Annotated in this window: 17 protein-coding genes, 6 tRNA genes, 1 pseudogene and 1 riboswitch; of the genes and pseudogenes, 8 read left to right on the forward strand and 16 right to left on the reverse strand. The window is 66.2% G+C overall.

Annotated elements, in window-relative coordinates; genetic code table 11:
• Positions 1 to 100: 100 nt before the first annotated feature.
• The 5 genes from AC3IFE_RS25645 to AC3IFE_RS25665 all read right to left on the reverse strand — a co-directional run bounded on the left by AC3IFE_RS25645 (position 101) and on the right by AC3IFE_RS25665 (position 734).
• A tRNA-Arg gene (locus AC3IFE_RS25645) sits at positions 101 to 177 on the reverse strand.
• A gap of 61 nt (positions 178 to 238) precedes the next feature.
• Positions 239 to 315, reverse strand: a tRNA-Arg gene (locus AC3IFE_RS25650).
• Positions 316 to 376: 61 nt separating this feature from the next.
• Positions 377 to 453 (reverse strand) — tRNA-Arg (locus AC3IFE_RS25655).
• A 61-nt stretch (positions 454 to 514) separates the two neighbouring features.
• A tRNA-Arg gene (locus AC3IFE_RS25660) sits at positions 515 to 591 on the reverse strand.
• Positions 592 to 657: 66 nt separating this feature from the next.
• Positions 658 to 734: transfer RNA gene (locus AC3IFE_RS25665), tRNA-Arg, on the reverse strand.
• A gap of 129 nt (positions 735 to 863) precedes the next feature.
• On the opposite strand from AC3IFE_RS25665, the gene greB reads away from it, so the two are divergent.
• Positions 864 to 1,427 (forward strand): transcription elongation factor GreB, encoded by a 564-nt coding sequence (gene greB, locus AC3IFE_RS25670; RefSeq protein ID WP_489192817.1) that lies wholly within the window; start codon positions 864 to 866, stop codon positions 1,425 to 1,427.
• An 83-nt stretch (positions 1,428 to 1,510) separates the two neighbouring features.
• On the opposite strand, the gene AC3IFE_RS25675 is transcribed toward greB, so the two are convergent.
• On the reverse strand, positions 1,511 to 2,656 hold the full coding sequence (locus tag AC3IFE_RS25675) for a porin (RefSeq protein ID WP_489192819.1): 1,146 nt from the start codon (positions 2,654 to 2,656) through the stop codon (positions 1,511 to 1,513).
• Between the two features lie 499 nt (positions 2,657 to 3,155).
• The gene (locus AC3IFE_RS25680) at positions 3,156 to 3,422 is read right to left on the reverse strand and encodes a hypothetical protein (RefSeq protein ID WP_489192821.1); all 267 of its coding nucleotides are present in this window, start codon (positions 3,420 to 3,422) and stop codon (positions 3,156 to 3,158) included.
• Between AC3IFE_RS25680 and AC3IFE_RS25685 the strand changes: the two genes are divergently transcribed.
• From AC3IFE_RS25685 to AC3IFE_RS25695, 3 genes are all read left to right on the forward strand, one after another.
• Positions 3,421 to 3,585, forward strand: coding sequence for a hypothetical protein (locus tag AC3IFE_RS25685; protein WP_489192823.1), 165 nt, complete (start codon positions 3,421 to 3,423; stop codon positions 3,583 to 3,585). The genes AC3IFE_RS25680 and AC3IFE_RS25685 overlap by 2 nt on opposite strands.
• A gap of 231 nt (positions 3,586 to 3,816) precedes the next feature.
• Positions 3,817 to 4,020: a cold-shock protein gene (locus AC3IFE_RS25690; RefSeq protein WP_027783827.1), complete on the forward strand. Its 204-nt coding sequence runs from the start codon at positions 3,817 to 3,819 to the stop codon at positions 4,018 to 4,020.
• A 141-nt stretch (positions 4,021 to 4,161) separates the two neighbouring features.
• Positions 4,162 to 5,289, forward strand: coding sequence for an exonuclease domain-containing protein (locus AC3IFE_RS25695; protein ID WP_489192825.1), 1,128 nt, complete (start codon positions 4,162 to 4,164; stop codon positions 5,287 to 5,289).
• Between the two features lie 30 nt (positions 5,290 to 5,319).
• On the opposite strand, the gene AC3IFE_RS25700 is transcribed toward AC3IFE_RS25695, so the two are convergent.
• Together AC3IFE_RS25700 and AC3IFE_RS25705 are read right to left on the reverse strand one after the other, a co-directional pair.
• Positions 5,320 to 5,913 (reverse strand): chorismate mutase, encoded by a 594-nt coding sequence (locus AC3IFE_RS25700; protein WP_301739487.1) that lies wholly within the window; start codon positions 5,911 to 5,913, stop codon positions 5,320 to 5,322.
• A gap of 223 nt (positions 5,914 to 6,136) precedes the next feature.
• Positions 6,137 to 6,241 (reverse strand): chorismate mutase, encoded by a 105-nt coding sequence (locus tag AC3IFE_RS25705; RefSeq protein WP_179233363.1) that lies wholly within the window; start codon positions 6,239 to 6,241, stop codon positions 6,137 to 6,139.
• 240 nt (positions 6,242 to 6,481) lie between these two features.
• Here AC3IFE_RS25705 and AC3IFE_RS25710 point away from each other — a divergent pair, with 240 nt between their 5' ends.
• The 3 genes and pseudogenes from AC3IFE_RS25710 to AC3IFE_RS25720 form a co-directional block, all read left to right on the forward strand.
• Positions 6,482 to 6,871, forward strand: a complete 390-nt coding sequence (locus tag AC3IFE_RS25710) for a DUF2946 domain-containing protein (protein ID WP_489192827.1) — start codon at positions 6,482 to 6,484, stop codon at positions 6,869 to 6,871.
• A gap of 126 nt (positions 6,872 to 6,997) precedes the next feature.
• Positions 6,998 to 9,361 carry a TonB-dependent receptor gene (locus AC3IFE_RS25715; protein ID WP_489192829.1) on the forward strand — a complete coding sequence of 788 codons (2,364 nt, stop codon included), beginning with the start codon at positions 6,998 to 7,000 and terminating at the stop codon, positions 9,359 to 9,361.
• 92 nt (positions 9,362 to 9,453) lie between these two features.
• A pseudogene (locus AC3IFE_RS25720) lies at positions 9,454 to 9,615 on the forward strand (TlpA family protein disulfide reductase); the annotation flags it as partial.
• A gap of 100 nt (positions 9,616 to 9,715) precedes the next feature.
• Here the strand turns inward: AC3IFE_RS25720 and AC3IFE_RS25725 are convergent.
• The 4 genes from AC3IFE_RS25725 to pepN all read right to left on the reverse strand — a co-directional run bounded on the left by AC3IFE_RS25725 (position 9,716) and on the right by pepN (position 15,178).
• Positions 9,716 to 9,970: a GlsB/YeaQ/YmgE family stress response membrane protein gene (locus AC3IFE_RS25725; RefSeq protein WP_006476609.1), complete on the reverse strand. Its 255-nt coding sequence runs from the start codon at positions 9,968 to 9,970 to the stop codon at positions 9,716 to 9,718.
• A gap of 935 nt (positions 9,971 to 10,905) precedes the next feature.
• Positions 10,906 to 10,981, reverse strand: a tRNA-Thr gene (locus AC3IFE_RS25730).
• 206 nt (positions 10,982 to 11,187) lie between these two features.
• Positions 11,188 to 12,201, reverse strand: a complete 1,014-nt coding sequence (locus AC3IFE_RS25735; RefSeq protein ID WP_006485729.1) for a class 1 fructose-bisphosphatase — start codon at positions 12,199 to 12,201, stop codon at positions 11,188 to 11,190.
• Between the two features lie 283 nt (positions 12,202 to 12,484).
• Positions 12,485 to 15,178 (reverse strand): aminopeptidase N, encoded by a 2,694-nt coding sequence (gene pepN, locus AC3IFE_RS25740; RefSeq protein WP_489192832.1) that lies wholly within the window; start codon positions 15,176 to 15,178, stop codon positions 12,485 to 12,487.
• A gap of 187 nt (positions 15,179 to 15,365) precedes the next feature.
• Between pepN and AC3IFE_RS25745 the strand changes: the two genes are divergently transcribed.
• Positions 15,366 to 16,076, forward strand: coding sequence for a DUF4136 domain-containing protein (locus AC3IFE_RS25745; protein WP_489192834.1), 711 nt, complete (start codon positions 15,366 to 15,368; stop codon positions 16,074 to 16,076).
• A 54-nt stretch (positions 16,077 to 16,130) separates the two neighbouring features.
• On the opposite strand, the gene AC3IFE_RS25750 is transcribed toward AC3IFE_RS25745, so the two are convergent.
• The 3 genes from AC3IFE_RS25750 to AC3IFE_RS25760 form a co-directional block, all read right to left on the reverse strand.
• On the reverse strand, positions 16,131 to 16,703 hold the full coding sequence (locus AC3IFE_RS25750; protein ID WP_012328109.1) for a TMEM165/GDT1 family protein: 573 nt from the start codon (positions 16,701 to 16,703) through the stop codon (positions 16,131 to 16,133).
• Positions 16,704 to 16,797: 94 nt separating this feature from the next.
• A riboswitch (yybP-ykoY riboswitch) is annotated at positions 16,798 to 16,918 on the reverse strand.
• 125 nt (positions 16,919 to 17,043) lie between these two features.
• Positions 17,044 to 18,363, reverse strand: coding sequence for a guanine deaminase (gene guaD / locus AC3IFE_RS25755; protein WP_489192837.1), 1,320 nt, complete (start codon positions 18,361 to 18,363; stop codon positions 17,044 to 17,046).
• 403 nt (positions 18,364 to 18,766) lie between these two features.
• Positions 18,767 to 19,792 carry an adenosine deaminase gene (locus AC3IFE_RS25760; RefSeq protein ID WP_089466909.1) on the reverse strand — a complete coding sequence of 342 codons (1,026 nt, stop codon included), beginning with the start codon at positions 19,790 to 19,792 and terminating at the stop codon, positions 18,767 to 18,769.
• Between the last annotated feature and the right edge of the window lie 9 nt (positions 19,793 to 19,801).

Genomic DNA, 19,801 nt, shown 5'->3' on the forward strand with positions numbered 1-19,801 from the left:
TTCGTAGCCAAGTACTCTATCCAACTGAGCTACAGCCGCACGCAAAACGGTACTGCTTCAACTGTCGGAACCTTCTGCGATGGGAAGGCCCCCAAAAAAGTGGCGCGGCTGGCAGGATTCGAACCCACGACCCCTTGGTTCGTAGCCAAGTACTCTATCCAACTGAGCTACAGCCGCACGCAAAACGGTACTGCTTCAACTGTCGGAACCTTCTGCGATGGGAAGGCCCCCAAAAAAGTGGCGCGGCTGGCAGGATTCGAACCCACGACCCCTTGGTTCGTAGCCAAGTACTCTATCCAACTGAGCTACAGCCGCACGCAAAACGGTACTGCTTCAACTGTCGGAACCTTCTGCGATGGGAAGGCCCCCAAAAAAGTGGCGCGGCTGGCAGGATTCGAACCCACGACCCCTTGGTTCGTAGCCAAGTACTCTATCCAACTGAGCTACAGCCGCACGCAAAACGGTACTGCTTCAACTGTCGGAACCTTCTGCGATGGGAAGGCCCCCAAAAAAGTGGCGCGGCTGGCAGGATTCGAACCCACGACCCCTTGGTTCGTAGCCAAGTACTCTATCCAACTGAGCTACAGCCGCACGCAACAACAAACTTCTACTGCTTTGAACTGAAAGGGCCTTCGGTTCGGAAGGCCCTCGAAAAAGTGGCGCGGCTGGCAGGATTCGAACCCACGACCCCTTGGTTCGTAGCCAAGTACTCTATCCAACTGAGCTACAGCCGCACGCAGAAGCGGAAGTATAGCAGAGTCGTATAAAAAGGGAAGCCTTATTCGCGAATTTGGTGCCATGGCGTTGGCCGGCCGCCCTTCGTGTACCCTTTGGGAATCAGTCATCCACGTTGAATCTGCATCATGAACAAGGCGTTTGTCAAAGAGTCGGACGGTGACGACGACGATCTCGACCAGGCTCAACCCGCGATTCCGGCGGGCGCCAAGAACTACATCACGCCGGCCGGCCACAAGCGGCTGAGGGACGAGCTGCTGAACCTGATCGACGTCGAACGTCCCGAGGTCGTGCGGCTCGTGTCGTGGGCAGCGTCGAACGGCGACCGGTCGGAAAACGGCGACTACATCTACGGCAAGCGGCGGCTTCGCGAGATCGATCGTCGCATCCGCTTCCTGACGAAGCGGCTCGACCTCGCCGAAGTCGTCGACGCGAGCCGGCAGGAGAATGTCGACCAGGTGTTCTTCGGCGCGACGGTCGATTACGAGACGCCGGACGGCGAGGCGCACACGGTGACGATCGTCGGGATCGACGAGGTCGATCTAGACCGCGGCTGCGTCAGCTGGATCTCGCCGGTCGCGCGTGCGCTGATCAAGGCGAAGATCGGCGACACCGTCACGCTGATGACACCGGTCGGCCCGCAGCCGATCGACATACTCGACGTCCGGTATCCGGCGCGGGGCGACGCCTGAATCGCGGCCCGCGCGCCGCGGCCGAGAAAAAGCGCCCCGATGGGGCGCTTCGTCTTTCGGCGCACGGCGAATGTGCCGGTCGCTCAGAAGCGGTGACGCAGGCCGGCCGTGACCGCGATCTGCTTGTTGGTCGATGACGCGGCGCCCAGGCCGTTGATGTTGGCGCCGATGTCCAGTCCGTCGTTGTTGACCTTCTGGAACTCGCCCTGCAGGTACACGTCGGTGCGCTTCGACAGCGCATAGTCGGCTTGCAGGTTGAACTGGTGCCAGGTCGGCTTGTCGCCGGACAGGCGACCCTGCGTGTACGTGTAGGAGCCGGCGAGCGACAGGGCCGGCGTCAGCGCGTAGCGGCCGTTGACTTCGTAGTTGCTGAAGCGCCCGCTGTCGCCGAGGCCCGTGATGCCGCCCACCACGCCCGATTGGCCGGCGCTGATCGCGCGCAGGCCGGTCAGGCGCGTCTGGGTGAACACGAAGCCGACCGTGGCCGGGCCGAACCCGTAATTCAGGCCGGCTCCCCAGGTGCGCTGCACGCGCGACGCGAAGGTCCAGTCGCCGGTGACCGCGCCCGGATCGGATGCGGCCTGCGCGAGTGCGTTCACGTCGCTGTTCAACTGCAAGTAGGCCGCGGCGAGGTTGAAGCCGAGGTAGCTGTACGACACGCCGCCGCTATACGCGCGGTTGTTCGCGAACGCCGACGAGTTCGAGAATCCGTACAACGCACCGAACTTGAGGCCGCCGTAGTTCGCGCTCTGGTACTTGACCGAATTGTTGATCCGGAACGAGTTGTTCAGGTTGTCGTTGTCGAACGGGTGGGCAAACTGGGTGCCGCCATATTGGGTGCCGGTCAGCGACAGCGGCCCGAGATAGTCGACGACGCTGTCGTACTGCCGGCCCAGCGTCAGCGAGCCGTAGGTGTTGTGCGCGAGCCCGACGAACGCTTGCCGGCCGAATTCGCGGCCGTTCTGCTTGAGCGTGCCGTTGTTGATGCCGAAACCGTTTTCCAGCGTGAAGATGGCTTTCAGGCCGCCGCCGAGATCTTCGGTGCCGCGCAGGCCCCATCGGCTGCCGTTGATCGAACCGCTCGTTTCCTGCCAGGCGCTGTGTCCGCCTTGATTGTTCGTGTAGGTGATGCCTGCGTCGATCAGGCCGTACAGCGTCACGCTGCTTTGAGCGTGGGCAGCGGTACCGAATACCCCCGACAACGCGGCGACGATCAGAGCTTTCTTCATGGATCTGTCTCCCAACACGATGATGTCGATCGAACCTGGGCGGACGGCCGTGTTTTGCTTGACGCTGTAGCCGGTCCGGCAGAACGGCGGTGCGCTTATCAGAAATCCATCTGCAGTGTACGAAGTGTGCGGAAGGGCGGCGCTCCACGCTTTAAGAAACAGTGTGTTTTGGAATCCGCAAAAATCGGCAGAGGCGCGTCAACGATTGCCACGTAAGGGTTCGCTGCGGTGCAGCGAATCGAAATGACGATTGGGACCGCGCAACGAGCGTTGCGCGTGTGCGACAGACGATCAGGGGTAGGCGGGGGCAGCTATAGCGCGATTATTGACACATCGGCAATAGAGGTTTGTGTGGAGCATGGATAATGAAAGGTAGTTCTATCGCTATACTGCGATCTCTGCTTTCCGAAGCAGACTTTTTCGTTGACGGAAAAGATCTCCAAACCTTTGTCGGCGCGACTTCCCAGTCGCGCTTTTTTTTGCCCCGCCGCTCGGGGCGCTACGGCATGTACGAGCGACGCTTGCGCTTGCCCGCAGGCGCGGCCTTCTCCGCTTCGATCGGCGCCGGTGTGTTGGTCCAGTCTTCCATCACGTAGTGACGTGCATCCAGCGGCGATGCGAGCAGGTTCTGCCAGTGATCGCCGTGCCACGTCATATCGAATTCGGTATCGTACGGCGCTTCGCGGGCGGACTCGGCCAGGGCGCGGGACTTGCGGCGTACGCGTCCGAGCCGGCTCGCGAAGCGCTTGATTGCGTCCAGCCACATGACCTTCTCCTTCCTTTCGGTGTTGATTCAGGATCGCAACGTCGCCGACGTTATGCAACCCGAAAAAACCCGAGGATTTTACCGGGTCGATTTGTCCCCGGTAGAAATTTCACTTGCGGGGATTATTAGCGATCCGATCCCGGTAATGTTGACAGGTTTTTGATGCAAATCAATTAATCAATCGGTGATGGTGTACCGATTCCAGTGGTATTAGCGTCTTTTCAAGAAAGCAGCGGCCAAAAATTTTCTTGACGCACCCGGATTGTCCAATTTATAAAGTCAGCACTCCGTCCTCGGGCGGCGTGCTGGTGCGGGTGCTGGCGCAATGTTTCGGGATTTCGGGAAACGGCTATAAAAATAGCTTTTTTGATCTTATAGAGTGGGGAACGAAGACATGGATACCGGTATCGTGAAATGGTTTAACGATGCTAAAGGTTTTGGCTTTATTACGTCGGACAATGGCGGTGAAGATTTGTTTGCGCACTTTTCCGAAATCCGGATGGACGGCTTCAAGACGTTGAAGGAAAACCAGCGTGTTTCGTTCGAGGTCAAAGTCGGGCCGAAAGGCAAGCAGGCAGCGAATATCCAGGCGGTCTGACGCGCCGCGCATTGCCGATCACGTCCGGCCCCCGCATGGCGGGGGCTTTTTGTTTTCCGGAGACGGGGCGGGGCCGGTCCGGGCTGGCCCGAGTACGCGTGCCGGTGCATACTCACGGAAGCATCGTTTCCCTGTCTTTTCATGTCCGATTCCGTTCCGTCCGATCCCGCCCGCGAGCAGCCACTCGTCTTCGTCGACCTTGAAACCACCGGCGGCTCGTCCGCCGACCACCGCATCACCGAAATCGGCGTGGTCGAAATCGGACCGCTCGGCGTGTCGACGTGGACGAGCCTCGTCAATCCGGGGCAGGCGATTCCGCCGTTCATTCAGCAACTGACGGGCATCTCGGACGCGATGGTGCGCGATGCGCCGACGTTCGCTTCGCTCGCGCCGGCGCTGTTCGAGCGGCTCGACGGCAAGCTGTTCGTCGCGCACAACGCGAGCTTCGACCGCGGCTTCCTGCGGGCCGAATTCGAGCGCGCCGGCCTGGCGTTCAATCCCGATGTGCTCTGTACGGTACGGCTGTCGCGCGCGCTGTTTCCGCGCGAATCGCGGCACGGGCTCGATGCGTTGATCGAACGGCATGGGCTCGTTCCGGCCGCGCGTCACCGCGCGCTGGCCGATGCCGACCTGATCTGGCAGTTCTGGCGCCAGCTGCACGACATCGTGCCGCTCGATCGGCTGCGCGACCAGATCGCGCGCACGACGCGCCACTTCCGTCTGGGCGGCGATCTGACCGAAGCCTGGCTGGATACCGCGCCGGCAGGGTGCGGCGCGTATGCGCTGTTCGGCGAGCGTGACGAAGCGCTGTATGTCGGCCGCAGCGTGCGCGTGCGCCAGCGGCTGCGCGCCCTGCTGACCGGCGAGCGCCGTTCGTCGAAGGAAATGCGGCTCGCGCAGCAGGTGCGGCGTGTCGAATGGCGCGAGACCGGCAACGAGCTGGGGGCGATGCTGGCCGAAGCGCAATGGATCGCCCGGTTGCGCCCGTCGTACAACCGGCGGCCCACGGCCGACGCCGGCCGCGCGGGCGGTGCACCCTGGCCGTTCGAAGGCGCGGTCGCGTTCGAGGCGAACAGCGAGCGCCGCCTGTTTCACGTGATCGACGGCTGGTGCTATCTCGGTTCGGCGGACTCGCTCGATGCGGCCGTACGGCTCGTGGCCGATGCGGCGGTCGCCACGTTCGAACCTTTCACCCATCGCCTGCTGCAGACGCATCTCGCGCGCGGCCTGCAGGTGATTCCGCTCATGGCGCTGACGCCTGCGGACTGAGCGCCGCGGGACGATCCGCGCCTGCCCCCGTCAGCCGATCGCGCTGGCTCCGCCGGCGGAGCAGACATGTGACAGCGCGGTATCGAGTGCCCGCGTCTGCGTGGAATCGTAGCGCGTGAGCGTCTTCCAGTTCGCGATGCTGCGCGCGAGCCGCGCCTGGCAATCGGGCGCATCGCGCAGCGGGGCAACCTGCGCGAGGCCGGCGAGCATTTTCTGCGTCAGCCGATCGAGGGCCGGCCGCGTGCTGGTCGCGAGATCGGGCGGCGTGCCTTCCGGCGGCCGCGTCGTGCGCCAGGTCGCGAACAGTGCGTTCTGCACGTCCTTGCTTGCGGTGATCTGATCCTCGAAGAACGTGCGGGCGAAGGCGGGGTCGACGCCGGCCTGGGCCGCGCGCTTTTCGACGGCGGTGAGCAGGGCCGCTTCACGCGGCTGGTCCTCGATGGCCTTGTGATTCGCCCATTTCCATCGCGCGACCGGTTCGGCGAGCGCGAGCCGCTGCGACGCGAGCGCAACGACGTTGGTGAGGGCGGTGTCGTCGCCGTCCGCGCGGGCGGTAGGGGGCGACGAAAGGAGGGCGACGCCGAGCGCGGCGACAGCGATGCTGGCACGAATGGCTTGCTTCATCGGAACGATCGGGAGAGCCGGGCGGGCCGGACGTGGAAAACCAGAAGGATAGACGAAGACAGTCGCGCGGCGTAGCGTCGCGACAGGAGAATCAGCAGGCGAGCTGATCCGGCACCGTCAGGCTGTTGCGGCCCGGGTGCGAGGCGAATTGCGCGCGAAGCGCAGGGATGAACCGCACGATAGCGATGATCGACACGTGGCGGTTACAGAACCGAACTGACGTTCACTTCGGCGAGTACAGCCGGTGCTGCTCGTCGAAGAATGCCCGAACGTGCTCGGGCAATTCGGCGAGGAATTCCACGCCGACGGGTTCCGGATCCGGGCTCATCACTTGCTCGGGCGGGGGCATGCGAGTTGGTCTTTCGTCCATGATCGTTTCTCCAGCAGGTTCAATGATTATCAACCTCGTGCTCGGATTTATGCCAGCGGCGAATCGTTAGATTTTGTCTCTGTTGTATTAACGGCACATGCGTGCCGGCGCGAAGTGTGATGCCCGCTATCACGCGCCGCGCGATCGGCATCCAGCGGGCCGCTTGCTATACTTGCGCGCACTTTTTCCTGCACCGCGATGAGACGAACGACGCGATGGATCGGCCTCGTATGGCTGGCGCTGGTACTGAACGTACTGTCGCCCGTCGTCGGCTACGCGCGCCTTGCGTCGAGCGGTTCCGGCGCGCTCACGCTCGAGTTGTGCAGTGCAGCGGGCGCGCGTCAAATCGTGCTCGCGCAAGCGGGCGACGACCGCGACACGTCGTCGGCCGACCATCCCGGCGTCCCGCATTGCGTGTACTGCCCCGGCTTCGCGGCGAACGTCGCGCTGGGGACGAGCCTCCCCGCGATGCCGCGCTTCGTACGCACGTTCGCGTATCGGACGGTTGCACCGATCGTTCCCGACGTGCCCCGCAAGGGCATCCGTCTCGCGCAGCCGCGCGCCCCGCCTGAAAACGTTCCGGTCTGATTGATGTCCTCCGCGCGCCCCGGTGGCGCGCGAGCCGCCCGCGGCCTTGGCCGCGCGTCGCGCCGTACGTGCGCGGCGCGCGCCCCGTGCCCGGCGGCGTCCGATCACGTTTTCAGGAACGCACTCATGTCGTCTCCCCTTGCCGCGCGGTCGTCGCGCGGCCGGCTCGCGCTCGCATGCGCGGCCGCTTTCGCATGGCCGGCCGCTCACGCGGCGTCGACCGACGATGCCCGCGCCGACGCGGCCCGCAACGGTGGCATCGATCGTCTCGCCGCCGGGGCGTCGGCGTCCATGGATGTCGCCGCGGCGGCCGCCCCGGCAGGCGACACGCTGACCGCCGTCAGCGTGACCGCGCAGCGGCAGCCGGTCGACCCCGATACGCCGGCCGTCGTCACGTCGATCACGCGCGAGCAGATCGATGCGCACACCAACGTCACCACCGAGGACGCGCTGAAGTACGCGCCGAACCTGATGGTCCGCAAGCGCTACATCGGCGACCGCAACAGCGTATTCGCGGGCCGCGACTTCAACGAATTGCAGAGCGCGCGCGGGCTCGTCTATGCCGACGGCGTGCTGCTGTCGAACCTGCTCGGGTCGAGCTATGCGTACCCGCCGCGCTGGTCGCTGATTCCGCCCGACGACATCGCGCGCGTCGACGTGCTCTACGGCCCCTTTTCCGCGCTGTACCCGGGCAACGCGATCGGCTCGACCGTGCTGCTCACCACGCGCCGCCCCGACCGGCTCGAGGGGTCGCTGTCGACGCAGTTCTTCACGCAGCGCTACCACGACGGCTACGGGTTGGCGGACAGCTTCGGCGGCAATCACCAGACCGCGCGGATCGCGAACCGCGTCGGCCGGTTCTGGTTCGCGCTGTCGCTCGACCGGCTGGAGAACGACGGCCAGCCGATGCAGTACGCGAGCCCCAATTCGGCCTACAACCCGAAACTGGGCGCCGCCGTGCCCGTGACGGGCGCCGCGACCGACATCGGACCCAACGGCAAGCCGCGGACCATCGTCGGCGCGCAGACGATCGAGCGAACCGAGCAGCTCAACGAGACGGTTCGGATGGGCTATGCGTTCACCGATCGTGTCGACGCGACGCTGACGCTCGGGCATTGGGAGAACCACTACCGGCAGCACGGCGAGACCTTCCTGCGCGATGCGACGGGCAACCCGGTTTACGGCGGCAACGTGTCGATCGGCGGACAGAACATGACGGTCGCGCCGAACGCGTTTGCCCCGCAACGCGGCGACCAGGAGAACTGGCTGTATGCGCTCGGCCTGAACGGCCGGCTCGATTCCGGCTGGCGGCTATCGGGCGTGGTGTCCGCGTACGACGTGTCGCGCGACGCGCTGCGCGCGGCCTCGACCGTGCAGGGTGGGTCGGGCACGCTGTTCCAGGGCGACGGCACCGGCTGGCGCACGCTCGACCTGAAGGCCGAGGCGCCGGAAGTGAAGGGCCATACGTTCACGTTCGGCTATCACTACGACAATTACTTCCTGCGCAACGTCACGGTCAACACGGCCGACTGGCTGGCCGGGCCGGCCACGTCGCTCGCGAGCGTCTATCGCGGCGACACGCGCACGCAGGCGCTGTTCGGGCAGGACGCGTGGCGTTTCGCGCCGGGCTGGCTCGCGACGCTCGGGCTGCGCTACGAGCGCTGGGAGGCGTACGGCGGCGCGCTCGGCAATGCCAACGGCACGCTCGGCTACGCGGACCGCGGCGCGAATGCGCTGTCGCCGAAAGTCGCGCTGCAATGGGATGCGACGGAGGTCTGGCGCTTCCGGCTGTCGTTCGCGACCGGCACGCGGTTCCCGACGGTCGGCGAGCTGTTCCAGGGCACGATCTCGAACAACGCGCTCGTCAACAACAACCCGAACCTGCGTCCGGAAAAGGCGATCGACTGGGACTTCACGGCCGAACGCGACGTGGGTGTCGGCGTCGTGCGCGCGAGCGTGTTCCAGAGCGACCTGCGCGATTCGATCTACAGTCAGACGACGGTGTCGGGCGCGACGACCGTCACCAACGTCTCGAACGTCGACCGCGTGCGCGTGCGCGGCGTCGAACTCGCGTTCAGCGGGGAGAACGTCGGGCTGCGCGGGCTCGATCTCGACGCGAACGTGTCGGCGAGCAACGCGCAAATCCTCGCCGATGCCGCGAATCCGGCCTATGTCGGTTCGCGTTTCCCGCGCATTCCGCGCATGCGCGCGAACCTGCTCGCGTCGTATCGATTCGACGAGCACTGGCTCGCGAGCGTCGGCGTGCGCTACTCGGGCCGCCAGTTCAACACGCTCGACAACAGCGACGTGAATCCGGACGTCTACGGCGGCACGAGTTCGTTTACCGTCGTCGATCTGAAGGCGCGCTACCGCTTCGATCGTCACTGGAGCGCGTCGGCCGGCATCGACAACTTGACGGACCGCCGCTACTACGTGTTCCACCCGTATCCGGGCCGCACTTTCTATGGAGAACTGAAATGGTCGCTGTGAAATCGTTCGCGGCGGGATGCGGGGCCGTGGCACGCGGCGCTGTCGGGGCCGGCGCGCACGAGGCGCCCGGCATGCCGAAAGCCGCCGATTCGCAGATCGCGAAGTATGAGAACGCGGAGCCGATGCCCGAGCGGCCGCGGGCAGCGCTCGATGCGGAATGGAGAGGGGAGATGCCGCGCACCGTGCGGATCGGGCGCGATGGTGTGCATGAAGCGTTCGGCGGATGGTTGACGGCCGACGTGCTCGACGGCTGATTGCGGTACGCGAAGCGTTGACGGGGCGGGTGGCGCGCGGCGAACGGGCTGCGCGCCGGCCCGATGCGAAAACGCGCCCGAAGGCGCGTGGTCAGCAACATCAGGCCGCTCGCCTGAATAGCCGGATCACGAACAGCAGGATCACCGCGCCGATGACCGCGACGATCACCGAGCCGATGAAGCCGCTGCCGATGCTGATGCCGAGCAGCCCGGCGAGCCAGCCGCCGATCACCGCGCCGACGATCCCGACGATGATGTCGACGATCAGCCCGAAGCCGCCGCCCTTCACGAGCAAGCCGGCAAGCCAGCCGGCGATCGCGCCGATGATGAGCCACATAATCAAGCCATGAGTCATGGTGGTCCTCTCCTTGGGTTGAGTCGAAATGACCGGGCACCGGCTGTCGCATGCCGCAAGTGGGTTGAAAGCGGCATGCGGCCGTCGCGCCGCCCACGCAATGTAACGCGATAGACGGGTCAGGATCGTTAAGTAATGTTATGCACCCTTAAACAGATTTTCCAGGGGGATTTGTCTGCCTGGCGCATGCGCGGTGCGCGCCCCGTGCATGGCGAAATGAATCTGTAAGGATGGGCTGTCGCGGAAGTCCGTCCGTCGGGCACGCCATCGCTCCAGCGTCGTTGGTGGCACGGTGGCCTCGGGTAGTCCGTCGGCTGCGTCGGGGATCACGCGCCCGAGGGTCGCGGCATCGCCGATTGCTTCGATCGACAGAAGCGCGAAACGGGTGGGGAAGCGCGGCGTATCGGTTCGCCGATCGGCGGCATCGTGTGGGACAGATCGATGTAGCGTGTGCCGTATCCGATCTCCGCCATCATTCGGGATCCTGAGGGATCGGCTTCGAATGATGTGTGCGGAGGGGGCGGGAGACAGAGTGTGCAGTCATGTCGTCGGCGTACGCGTCGTGCCGGCGAGCGCTTGACGGTCGGGGTGCGGGGGAAAAGCGGATGCCGTTGCGCGGGCTGCTTAGGTCGGGCAAGCCGGCCATCGTCGTCATGGCCGCCGCAGGCTGTGCTGTTACGCACCGCAAGAGGGGGTCGATACGATTGGCCGGCGGCCGCCGAGTGCGTGGGTATGTCGTGCGGATGTTGCGCAGATAACGCGCCGCGGCGAGGATCGGCCCCGGACAACGCGCAGGGGAGATTGCCGAATTCGTACGCCAAGACGCCAACACCGTGCGCGGCGTGATGGGGAGTGCGCCGTCGAACGACTTTACGATTTCGGCGCCGCAAAAGAGAAAAGGTCTGACAAGCGATACTTGTCAGACCTTTATGTCTTGGTGCCGGAGATAGGAGTCGAACCTACGACCTTCGCATTACGAATGCGCTGCTCTACCAACTGAGCTACACCGGCAGCAGAGAAATGAAATTATATGGTGAAATCCGAGATCTTGGCAATAGGTTTTGCGAAATTTTTTCAGCGTGCTGCCGCTGCTTCGCGAAACCCTCGATCCGGCGGACTTTCCGCTTTCACTTCACCACGACGCGACCCGTTAGGGCCACATCGCGAAGGCGCGATTGTACTGATGTCTCGCCCCTGCGTCCAGTGCTGCAGTGCGATTATTTCGCTTCGTCGTGATAGCCGGTCACGCGCTCGACTTCGTTCTTCGAACCGAGGAACACGGGCACGCGCTGATGCAGGCCGGTCGGCTGCACTTCCATGATGCGCTGCGTGCCGGTCGTCGCCGCGCCGCCCGCCTGTTCGACGATGAACGACATCGGGTTCGCTTCGTACATCAGGCGCAGCTTGCCCGGACGATCGGGCGTGCGCTTGTCGGCCGGATACATGAAGATGCCGCCGCGGTTCAGGATCCGATGCACGTCGGCCACCATCGACGCGATCCAGCGCATGTTGAAGTTGTCGCCGCGAGGGCCGTCCTTGCCGGCGTTCAGTTCGTCGACGTAGCGCTTGACCGGGTCGTACCAGTGGCGCGCGTTCGATGCATTGATCGCGTATTCGCGCGTGTCGGCCGGGATCTGCATGTTGCTCTGCGTGAGTACCCACGAGCCGACTTCGCGGTCGAGCGTGAAGCAGTTCACGCCGTTGCCGGTCGTCAGCACGAACACCGTCTGCGGGCCGTAGACGGCGTAGCCGGCCGCGACCTGCTGCGTGCCGGGCTGCAGGAACGATTCTTCGGTCGCCTGCTTGCCGTCCGGGCAGCGCAGCACCGAGAAGATCGTGCCGATCGACACGTTCACGTCGATGTTCGACGAGCCGTCGAGCGGATCGAACACGAGCAGGTATTCGCCGCGCGGGTAGTTCGCCGGGATCGGGAAGAACGTTTCCATTTCTTCCGACGCCATCGCGGCGAGGTTGCCGCCCCATTCGTTCGCGTCGAGCAGGATTTCGTTCGACAGGATGTCGAGCTTCTTCTGCACTTCGCCCTGGACGTTCTCGCTGCCGGCGGTGCCGAGCGCTTCGCCGAGCGCGCCCTTCGACACGTTGTAGCTGATCGCCTTGCACGCGCGGGCGACGACTTCGATCAACAGGCGCAGGTCGGCGGGGAGGTTGTTGGTCTCACGTTGCTGTTCGATCAGGAACTTCGACAGCGTGGTGCGGCGGGCAATGGACATGACAGACTCCGAAAGGCCAAAGAATCCTTGAATGGCCGCAATTTTACCCGTCGCGCCTTCGGTGCCGCCGGCTTTTTTCGTCCGGTTACATGGCCGGGCCGCCGAATCGGCGCGGTATCGGGCGGCGACGCCGGGGCGGGGCGCGCCCCGCCCCGGAGGCCGCCCGAGCGGTCCGACCCCGCGCGTGGTGCGATTGCAGCCGTGCTCGTGCAACAAAAAAGCCGGCGCCGCGTGAAGCGGCGCCGGCTCGATCGCCCGGACGCGACAGGGGCGATCGCGTGACTTACGCGAGCGCCTTCTCGACGATCTCGCGCACGTCGCGCGACTTCGCGCCGGCGGCGACCTGTTCGAGCGCTTCGCGCATCCGGTCGCGCAGCGCCGGCGTGAAGCGGCGCCACAGTTCGAGCGAGCGTGCGAGGCGCGCCGCGACCTGCGGATTGATCGCGTCGAGCGCGAGCACCTGTTCGGCCCAGAACGCGTAGCCGGAACCGTCGGCCGCGTGGAATTGCGCGGGGTTGGCCGCGCAGAAGCTGAAGATCAGCGAGCGCGCGCGGTTGGGGTTCTTCAGGTTGAACGCCGGGTGCGCGAGCAGCTTGCGCACCTTCGCGAGCGTCGGCTGCGCGGGCGTACCGCGTTGCGCCGCCTGCATCGCGAACCACTTGTCGATCACGAGCGCCTCTTTCTCGAAGCGACGGTAGAAGTCGTCGAGCGCTTGCTCGGCAGGCCCGTTCGCGCCTGCGGCGGCCGCGGACAGCAGCGCGCCGAGCGCCGCCGCGCGATCGGTCATGTTGTTCGCCGCGTCGTACTGGGCCGTGGCGAGGCGCACGGCATCGGCCGGATCGTCGAGTTCGGCGAGATACGCGAGCGCGAGATTCTTCAGCGCGCGGCGGCCCGACGCTTCCGGTGTCGGCTCGTAGGCGCCGGGCGTCTGGTGCTGCGCGTACGCGGCGAGCCAGTCGGCGCGCAGCGCGGTCGCGAGCTGGCGGCGCACGAACTGGCGCGCGCGATGCACGGCGGCCGGGTCGGCCTCGGCCATCTGGTCGGCGAGGTAGGTTTCCGACGGCAGCGTCAGCGCGAGTTCGCGGAACGCCGGCGACAGGCTTTCATCGGTCAGCACGCGGCGGAACGCGGCGACGAAGTTCTCGCCGAGCGCGAGCGGCGCGTCGGCGGCGGCACGGGCGGCGAGCGTCAGCAGCGCGCGCGTCGCGAGGCGCTGGCCGGCTTCCCAGCGGTTGAACGGATCGCTGTCGTGCGCGAGCAGGAACGCGAGATCGTCGTCGCTGTAGTCGTACTCGACGATCACCGGCGACGAGAAGTTGCGCAGCAGCGACGGCAGCGGCGCTTCCGGCACGTCGATGAACGTGAAGGTCTGCTCGGTGGCGGTGAACTCGAGCACGCGCGTCGTGCCCGATGCGGCGGCTTCGCCGTCCAGGCGCAGCGGCAGGTCGCGGCCGTCGCGGCCGATCAGGCCGATCGCGAACGGGATCAGCAGCGGCCCTTGCTGCGTTTCGCGTGCGGCGGGCGACGCGTCGCCGTAGCCTTGCGCGAGGGTGACCGTATAGCGGCGCGCGGCCGCGTCGTACGCGGTGCGCACCGACACGCGCGGCGTGCCGGCCTGGCTGTACCAGCGCTCGAACTGCGCGAGGTCGCGCCCGTTCGCGTCGGCCATCGCGTGACGGAAGTCGTCGCAGGTCACCGCGTGGCCGTCGTGGCGCTTGAAGTAGAGATCCATCCCCTTGCGGAAGCCGTCGCGGCCGAACAGCGTCTGGTACATCCGCACGACTTCCGAGCCTTTCTCGTAGACGGTCATCGTGTAGAAGTTGTTGATCTCGACGTAGCTCTCGGGACGCACCGGGTGCGCCATCGGGCCGGCGTCCTCGGCGAACTGCAACTGGCGCAGCACGCGCACGTCCTCGATGCGCTTGACCGCGCGGGCCGCCGATTCGACGTCGTCGCCCGCGGCCATGTCGGCCGAGAACTCCTGGTCGCGGAATACCGTCAGGCCTTCCTTCAGGCTCAGCTGGAACCAGTCGCGGCAGGTCACGCGGTTGCCGGTCCAGTTGTGGAAGTACTCGTGGCCGACCACCGATTCGATGTTCGCGAAATCGGTGTCGGTCGCGGTCTCGGGGTTCGCGAGCACGTACTTCGTGTTGAAGACGTTGAGCCCCTTGTTCTCCATCGCGCCCATGTTGAAGTCGCCGACCGCGACGATCATGAAGCGGTCGAGATCGAGCTCGAGGCCGAAGCGCTTTTCGTCCCAGCGGATCGAGTGGATCAGCGAATCCATCGCGTGACGCGTCTTGTCGAGGTCGGCCGGTTCGACCCACACCTGCAGCAGTTTCTCCTTGCCCGAACCGGTCTTGATCGTTTCCTCGATCGAGACCAGCTTGCCCGCGACCAGCGCGAACAGGTAGCTCGGCTTGCGGAACGGGTCTTCCCACTTCGCGAAGTGGCGGCCGTCGGGCAGGTCGCCCGAATCGACGAGGTTGCCGTTGGACAGCAGCACCGGGTAGGCGGCCTTGTCGGCGCGCAGCGTGACCGTGTACGACGCCATCACGTCGGGGCGGTCGAGGAAGTAGGTGATGCGGCGAAAGCCTTCGGCTTCGCACTGCGTGAAGAAGTTGCCGCTCGACACGTAGAGGCCAGACAGCGTCGTATTCTGATCGGGCGCGCATGCGCTTTCGAGCGTCAGCTCGAACGCGTCGGGCACGTTTTCGACCGTCAGGCCGTGTTCGTGCGCGCGCACAGCGCCGTGCGGCGCGCCGTCGAGCCGCGCGCCGAGGAATTCGAGCGCTTCGCCCATCAGCTCCAGGTGGGGCGTGGGCGCGGCGTCCGGATTGCGGCGCACGCGCATCGTGTTCCTGACGATCGTGCGGGCCGGCGCGAGATCGAATTCGAGTGCGACGGAATCGATGAGGAAGGCCGGGGGCGTGTAGTCGGCGCGGCGGATCACGGTGGAGGAGGCGTTGTCGGACATGGTCGTCGAGATCGGTGGAGTGGGAGACGGGCCCGTCGCGCGGGCCGGGCGAACCGGGCCATTGTACAAAGGCTTGCGGCCGCGTGCCGGGCGAACTTTTTACCGCTTCCGGGAGTCCGCGTATTATCGGCATCCCGTTGTGCTTCGCGCGGTGCGACGAACGGGTGACGGATCGACGAGGATCAACATGAAACGCGAATGGATTTTTCGCGGTGCGGGCTGGGCGGCGGCGCTGTGCGTCGCGCTGCTGACCGGCTGCACCAGCTACGTGACCACCCAGGTCACGGCCTTCTCCGACTGGAGCGGCAGCGACGCGACCCGCACCTATGCGTTCACGCGCACGGACGCGCAGAAGAACAGTATCGAGCAGTCGACCTACGAGCCGATCGTCGCGAACGAGCTGTCCGCGTATGCGTTCCGGCAGGTGCCGCAGTCGCAGGCACGCTATCTCGTCGGGCTGACCTATTCGGTCGGCAGCGATCTCGTGACGGTGCCGCAACCGGTCTACTACGACCCATGGTTCATGGGGCCCGGGCCGTACTGGCGAGGCGGGCCGTGGAGCCCGTGGGGCCCGTGGGGTCCCTGGGGGCCGATGCCGGCCGGCTACGTCGCGCAGACGTACCAGGTATTCGACTACACGCTCGGCATCCGCATCACCGAGCGCGCGACGGACAAGGAGGTCTACAACGTGTCCGCGCGCACGACCGGCGACAACGGCACGCTGCTTTACGCGATGCCGTTCCTCGCGCGCAGCGCGCTCGCCGATTTCCCGTTGTCGAACGGCGTGGTCCGCACGGTCAGGCTGCCGGTCGACAAGCGCGGCGGGCCGGCGGCGCCGGCCGCCAACGAGCGCGCGGTGCCGGCGGCGCCAGCGTCGGGCGCGGCCACCGCGAAGTAACGCGGCATCCCTCTCGGCGCGGCCGCCCGGCCGCGCCGGCCACCTGCCTTTTCGTCAGACCCCGACACCCAGCAGCGCCAGCGCGCCGAGCACGACGAACAGCACGGCCGCGATCCCGTGCACGAGCTTCGTCGGCAAGCGGTGCGCGAAGCGGTCGCCGAGCAGGATCGCCGGCACGTTCGCGAGCATCATCCCGAACGTCGTGCCGGCCACCACGCCGATGTAATCCTGGAAGCGGGCGGCCAGCGCGACGGTCGCGATCTGCGTCTTGTCGCCCATCTCCGCGAGGAAGAATGCGACGAGCGTCGCGCCGAACACGCCGAGCCGCGAGCGGGTCGCATTGGCTTCGTCCTCGTCGAGCTTGTCCGGCACCAGGATCCACAGCCCCATCGCGATGAACGAGAACGCGAGCGCCCAGCGCATGATCGACGGCGTGACGAGCACGCCCAGCCATTCGCCGAGCGCGCCGGCGAAACCGTGATTGACGAGCGTCGCGACGAGCACGCCGAGAATGATCGGTACCGGCTTGCGATAGCGCGCGGCCAGAACGAGGGAAAGCAGTTGGGTTTTGTCGCCGATTTCAGCGAGGGCGACGGCGCCGGTGGAGATCAGGAAGGCTTGAGACACGAATGGGGTTCCACGGGCCGTTGTTGTGCGTGCGAGCGACGATTCACCGCGCGCCGGGCCCTGATGCGGCGCGCAGTGAACCATCGGTCTCGCCAGGCCAACGTGGCTGCGTCCGCCATGGCCGAACGGCCAAGTCTGTTGACGGACGCCTCCGTCACGATGCGCGCCGGGGCGCGGGACATCGAGCGGAGCGGCTACTCCCCAATGAGCGGCGAATTCTAGCACGGCGTGTTGCGCACGGGAAAGCGGCCGGGGCCGCCGTGCGGCGCGCCCTGCGCGCGATTCCCGGCAGCGCGACGGCGAAGCGGCCGCGCTGCCGCGACGGCGTACCCGCGAGGCGTTACGCGGCGACCGGGCGGCGCGCGGCGCCGCGTTCGTGCACGAGTTCGCCGGCCGCATAGGTGCGGTATACCGCACGGTCGTCGCCGAGCAGCGCGAACGCGAACAGCAGTTCCTCGAGCGAATCCGCGCGCTGCGTGCGGCGCGCGAGCAGCGGCGTCGCCTGCGGATCGAGCACGACGAAGTCGGCCTCGGTGCGCGGTGCGAGCGTGCCGACCGTGTCGGCGAGGTCGAGCGCCTGCGCGGCGCCGGCCGTCGCGAGCCAGAACATCCGCGTGGCGGTCAGGTGGTGCCCCGACAGCCGCGCGACCTTGTGCGCTTCGTTCATCGTCTGCAGCATCGAGAACGACGTGCCGCCGCCGACGTCGGTCGCGAGCGTGACGGGGACGTCGTATTCGCCGGCCTTGTCGAAGTCGAACAGCCCGCTGCCGAGGAAGAAGTTCGACGTCGGGCAGTGCGCGACGACGGTGCGCGTCTCGGCCATCCGGCGGCGATCCTCGTCGTCGAGGTGGATGCAGTGGCCGTACACCGCGCGCGGACGCAGCAGCCCGTAGCGGTCGTAGATGTCGAGATAACTGCGATGGCCGGGGAACAGCTCGGCCACCCATTTCACCTCGTCGACGTTTTCCGCGACGTGGCTTTGCACGAACACGTCCGGATGGCGGCGCGCGAGTTCGCCGCACGCCTCGAGCTGCGCCTCGGTCGACGTCGGCGCGAAGCGCGGCGTGAGCGCGTACATCTGGCGGCCCTTGCCGTGCCAGCGGTCGATCAGCTCGGCGCTGTCGTCGTAGCCCGACTGCGCGGTGTCGCGCAGGAATTCGGGGCAGTTGCGGTCCATCAGCACCTTGCCCGCGATCATCCGCAGGTCGCGTGCGTCGCTCGCCGCGAACAGCGCATCGGCCGACTGCTTGTGCACCGTGCAGTAGACGAGCGCGCTCGTCGTCCCGCACGCGAGGAGTTCGTCGACGAAGAAGTCGGCGACTTCGCGCGCATGCTCGGGATCGCCGAACTGGCGCTCGGTCGGGAACGTGTACTTGTCGAGCCACGGCAGCAGGCCCGGCGCCGGCGACGCGATCATGTCCGTCTGCGGATAGTGAATGTGCGTGTCGATGAAGCCGGGCACGATCAGCTTGTCGCGCAGGTCGTGGATCACCGCATCGCGCGCGAGCGTCGCGGCGAGCCGGGCGTACGGGCCGGCCGCGACGATCTTGCCGTCGTCGACGATCAGGAGCCCGTCGGTCTCGTAGTTCGCGGCCTGGCTCGATTGCGCCGGGTCGCCGTTGAAGGTCAGCAGTTGGGAACGGAAAGCGTTTTGCGTCATGACGAAGGGTCCTGCATCAAGGTAAGGCGAACAGAAGAAAGCGATCGACGCCGCACGGGGGCGGGGCGGTGCTTCGCGGGCGGCTGCGGCGGCACGTGATGTGCGGCACGGCCGGAGGCGATTGCGCGGGCGAACGTGGCGGCCGAAGCCGCCCGCGAGTGGTTGCGGGCGCACCTCGCGGCCGTTGCGTTCGCAACTGGTACATCCGCAACCGATACGTCCGCAACCCATACGACGGCGAACGGCACGGCAAGCCGCGACGGCCGGTGCGTGCGAGCGACGCCGTACCGCGCGATCGCGACGCCTGCATGCAGCCGATCAGCTCGGCGCGACGCCGAACGGGGATGCGCGAAGCGGATGCCGTTGCCGTGTATCATCTGTCAGCGTGTCTCGATGCGGGCCGTCACGCGGCCTGCCAGTACGCGTCGAGGCGCGCGTACAGTGCGTCGCGCTGCGCCGGTTCGATGAACGACGCCTCGAAGCCGTTGCGGATCACCGCATGGACTTCGGCATCCGTGAGTTGCAGCCCTTCGACCGTCGCGAAGTAGTTTTCGTTGACGTAGCCGCCGAAATAGGCCGGATCGTCGGAGTTGATCGTCACCGCGACGCCGCGGTCGAGCAGCGCCTTCAGCGTGTGCTTCGCCATGTCGTCGAACACGCACAGCTTCAGGTTCGACAGCGGGCACACGGTGAGCGCCGTGCGCGTTTTCGCGAGCCGCTCGACGAGCGCCGCATCCTCGATGCTGCGCACGCCGTGGTCGATCCGGTCGACCTTCAGCACGTCGAGCGCTTCGTAGATGTACGCGGGCGGGCCTTCCTCGCCCGCATGGGCGACGAGCTTCAGCCCGAGCGCGCGCGCCTTCTCGAATACGCGGGCGAACTTCGTCGGCGGATGGCCGAGCTCGGACGAATCGAGGCCCACGCCGATCAGCCGATGGCGATAGCGCTCGAACAGCGGCAATGCGGATTCGAACGTCGCGAGCGCGTCCTCTTCGGACAGGTGGCGCAGGAAGCACAGAATCAGCTTGCTCGACAGCCCGCGCGCTTCGGCATCGGCGAGCGCGCGCTCGATGCCCGCGACGACCGTCTCGATCGGCACGCCGCGCTCGGTGTGCGTCTGCGGGTCGAAGAACAGTTCGGTGTGGACGACGTTGTCGGCGAGCGCGCGCTCGCAGTACGCGGCCGTCATGTCGTAGAAATCCTGCTCGGTGAGCAGCACGCTCGCGCCGGCGTAGTAGATGTCGAGGAACGATTGCAGGTCGGTGAACGCGTACGCGGCGCGCAGCGCGTCGATCGAGTCGTACGCGAGCTTCACGCCGTTGCGCTGCGCGAGCGCGAAGATCAGTTCCGGCTCGAGTGAGCCTTCGATGTGGATGTGCAGCTCCGCTTTCGGCGCGCGGGCAATCTTGTTCTTGAATGTCGGGGTCATGGCGTCGTT

The sequence above is a fragment of the Burkholderia sp. APQ4-4ca genome (genome assembly GCF_057837105.1).

Bases quoted from the DNA above. Each gene is read 5' to 3' on its own strand.
- AC3IFE_RS25680 (WP_489192821.1), bottom strand. From the start codon at position 3,422: ATGTGGCTGGACGCAATCAAGCGCTTCGCGAGCCGGCTCGGACGCGTA.
- AC3IFE_RS25695 (WP_489192825.1), top strand. From the start codon at position 4,162: ATGTCCGATTCCGTTCCGTCCGATCCCGCCCGCGAGCAGCCACTCGTC.
- AC3IFE_RS25705 (WP_179233363.1), bottom strand. From the start codon at position 6,241: ATGAGCCCGGATCCGGAACCCGTCGGCGTGGAATTCCTCGCCGAATTG.
- pepN (WP_489192832.1), bottom strand. From the start codon at position 15,178: ATGTCCGACAACGCCTCCTCCACCGTGATCCGCCGCGCCGACTACACG.
- AC3IFE_RS25700 (WP_301739487.1), bottom strand. From the start codon at position 5,913: ATGAAGCAAGCCATTCGTGCCAGCATCGCTGTCGCCGCGCTCGGCGTC.
- AC3IFE_RS25715 (WP_489192829.1), top strand. From the start codon at position 6,998: ATGTCGTCTCCCCTTGCCGCGCGGTCGTCGCGCGGCCGGCTCGCGCTC.
- greB (WP_489192817.1), top strand. From the start codon at position 864: ATGAACAAGGCGTTTGTCAAAGAGTCGGACGGTGACGACGACGATCTC.
- AC3IFE_RS25760 (WP_089466909.1), bottom strand. From the start codon at position 19,792: ATGACCCCGACATTCAAGAACAAGATTGCCCGCGCGCCGAAAGCGGAG.
- AC3IFE_RS25725 (WP_006476609.1), bottom strand. From the start codon at position 9,970: ATGACTCATGGCTTGATTATGTGGCTCATCATCGGCGCGATCGCCGGC.
- AC3IFE_RS25710 (WP_489192827.1), top strand. From the start codon at position 6,482: ATGAGACGAACGACGCGATGGATCGGCCTCGTATGGCTGGCGCTGGTA.
- AC3IFE_RS25735 (WP_006485729.1), bottom strand. From the start codon at position 12,201: ATGTCCATTGCCCGCCGCACCACGCTGTCGAAGTTCCTGATCGAACAG.
- AC3IFE_RS25685 (WP_489192823.1), top strand. From the start codon at position 3,421: ATGACCTTCTCCTTCCTTTCGGTGTTGATTCAGGATCGCAACGTCGCC.
- guaD (WP_489192837.1), bottom strand. From the start codon at position 18,363: ATGACGCAAAACGCTTTCCGTTCCCAACTGCTGACCTTCAACGGCGAC.
- AC3IFE_RS25745 (WP_489192834.1), top strand. From the start codon at position 15,366: ATGAAACGCGAATGGATTTTTCGCGGTGCGGGCTGGGCGGCGGCGCTG.
- AC3IFE_RS25690 (WP_027783827.1), top strand. From the start codon at position 3,817: ATGGATACCGGTATCGTGAAATGGTTTAACGATGCTAAAGGTTTTGGC.
- AC3IFE_RS25675 (WP_489192819.1), bottom strand. From the start codon at position 2,656: ATGAAGAAAGCTCTGATCGTCGCCGCGTTGTCGGGGGTATTCGGTACC.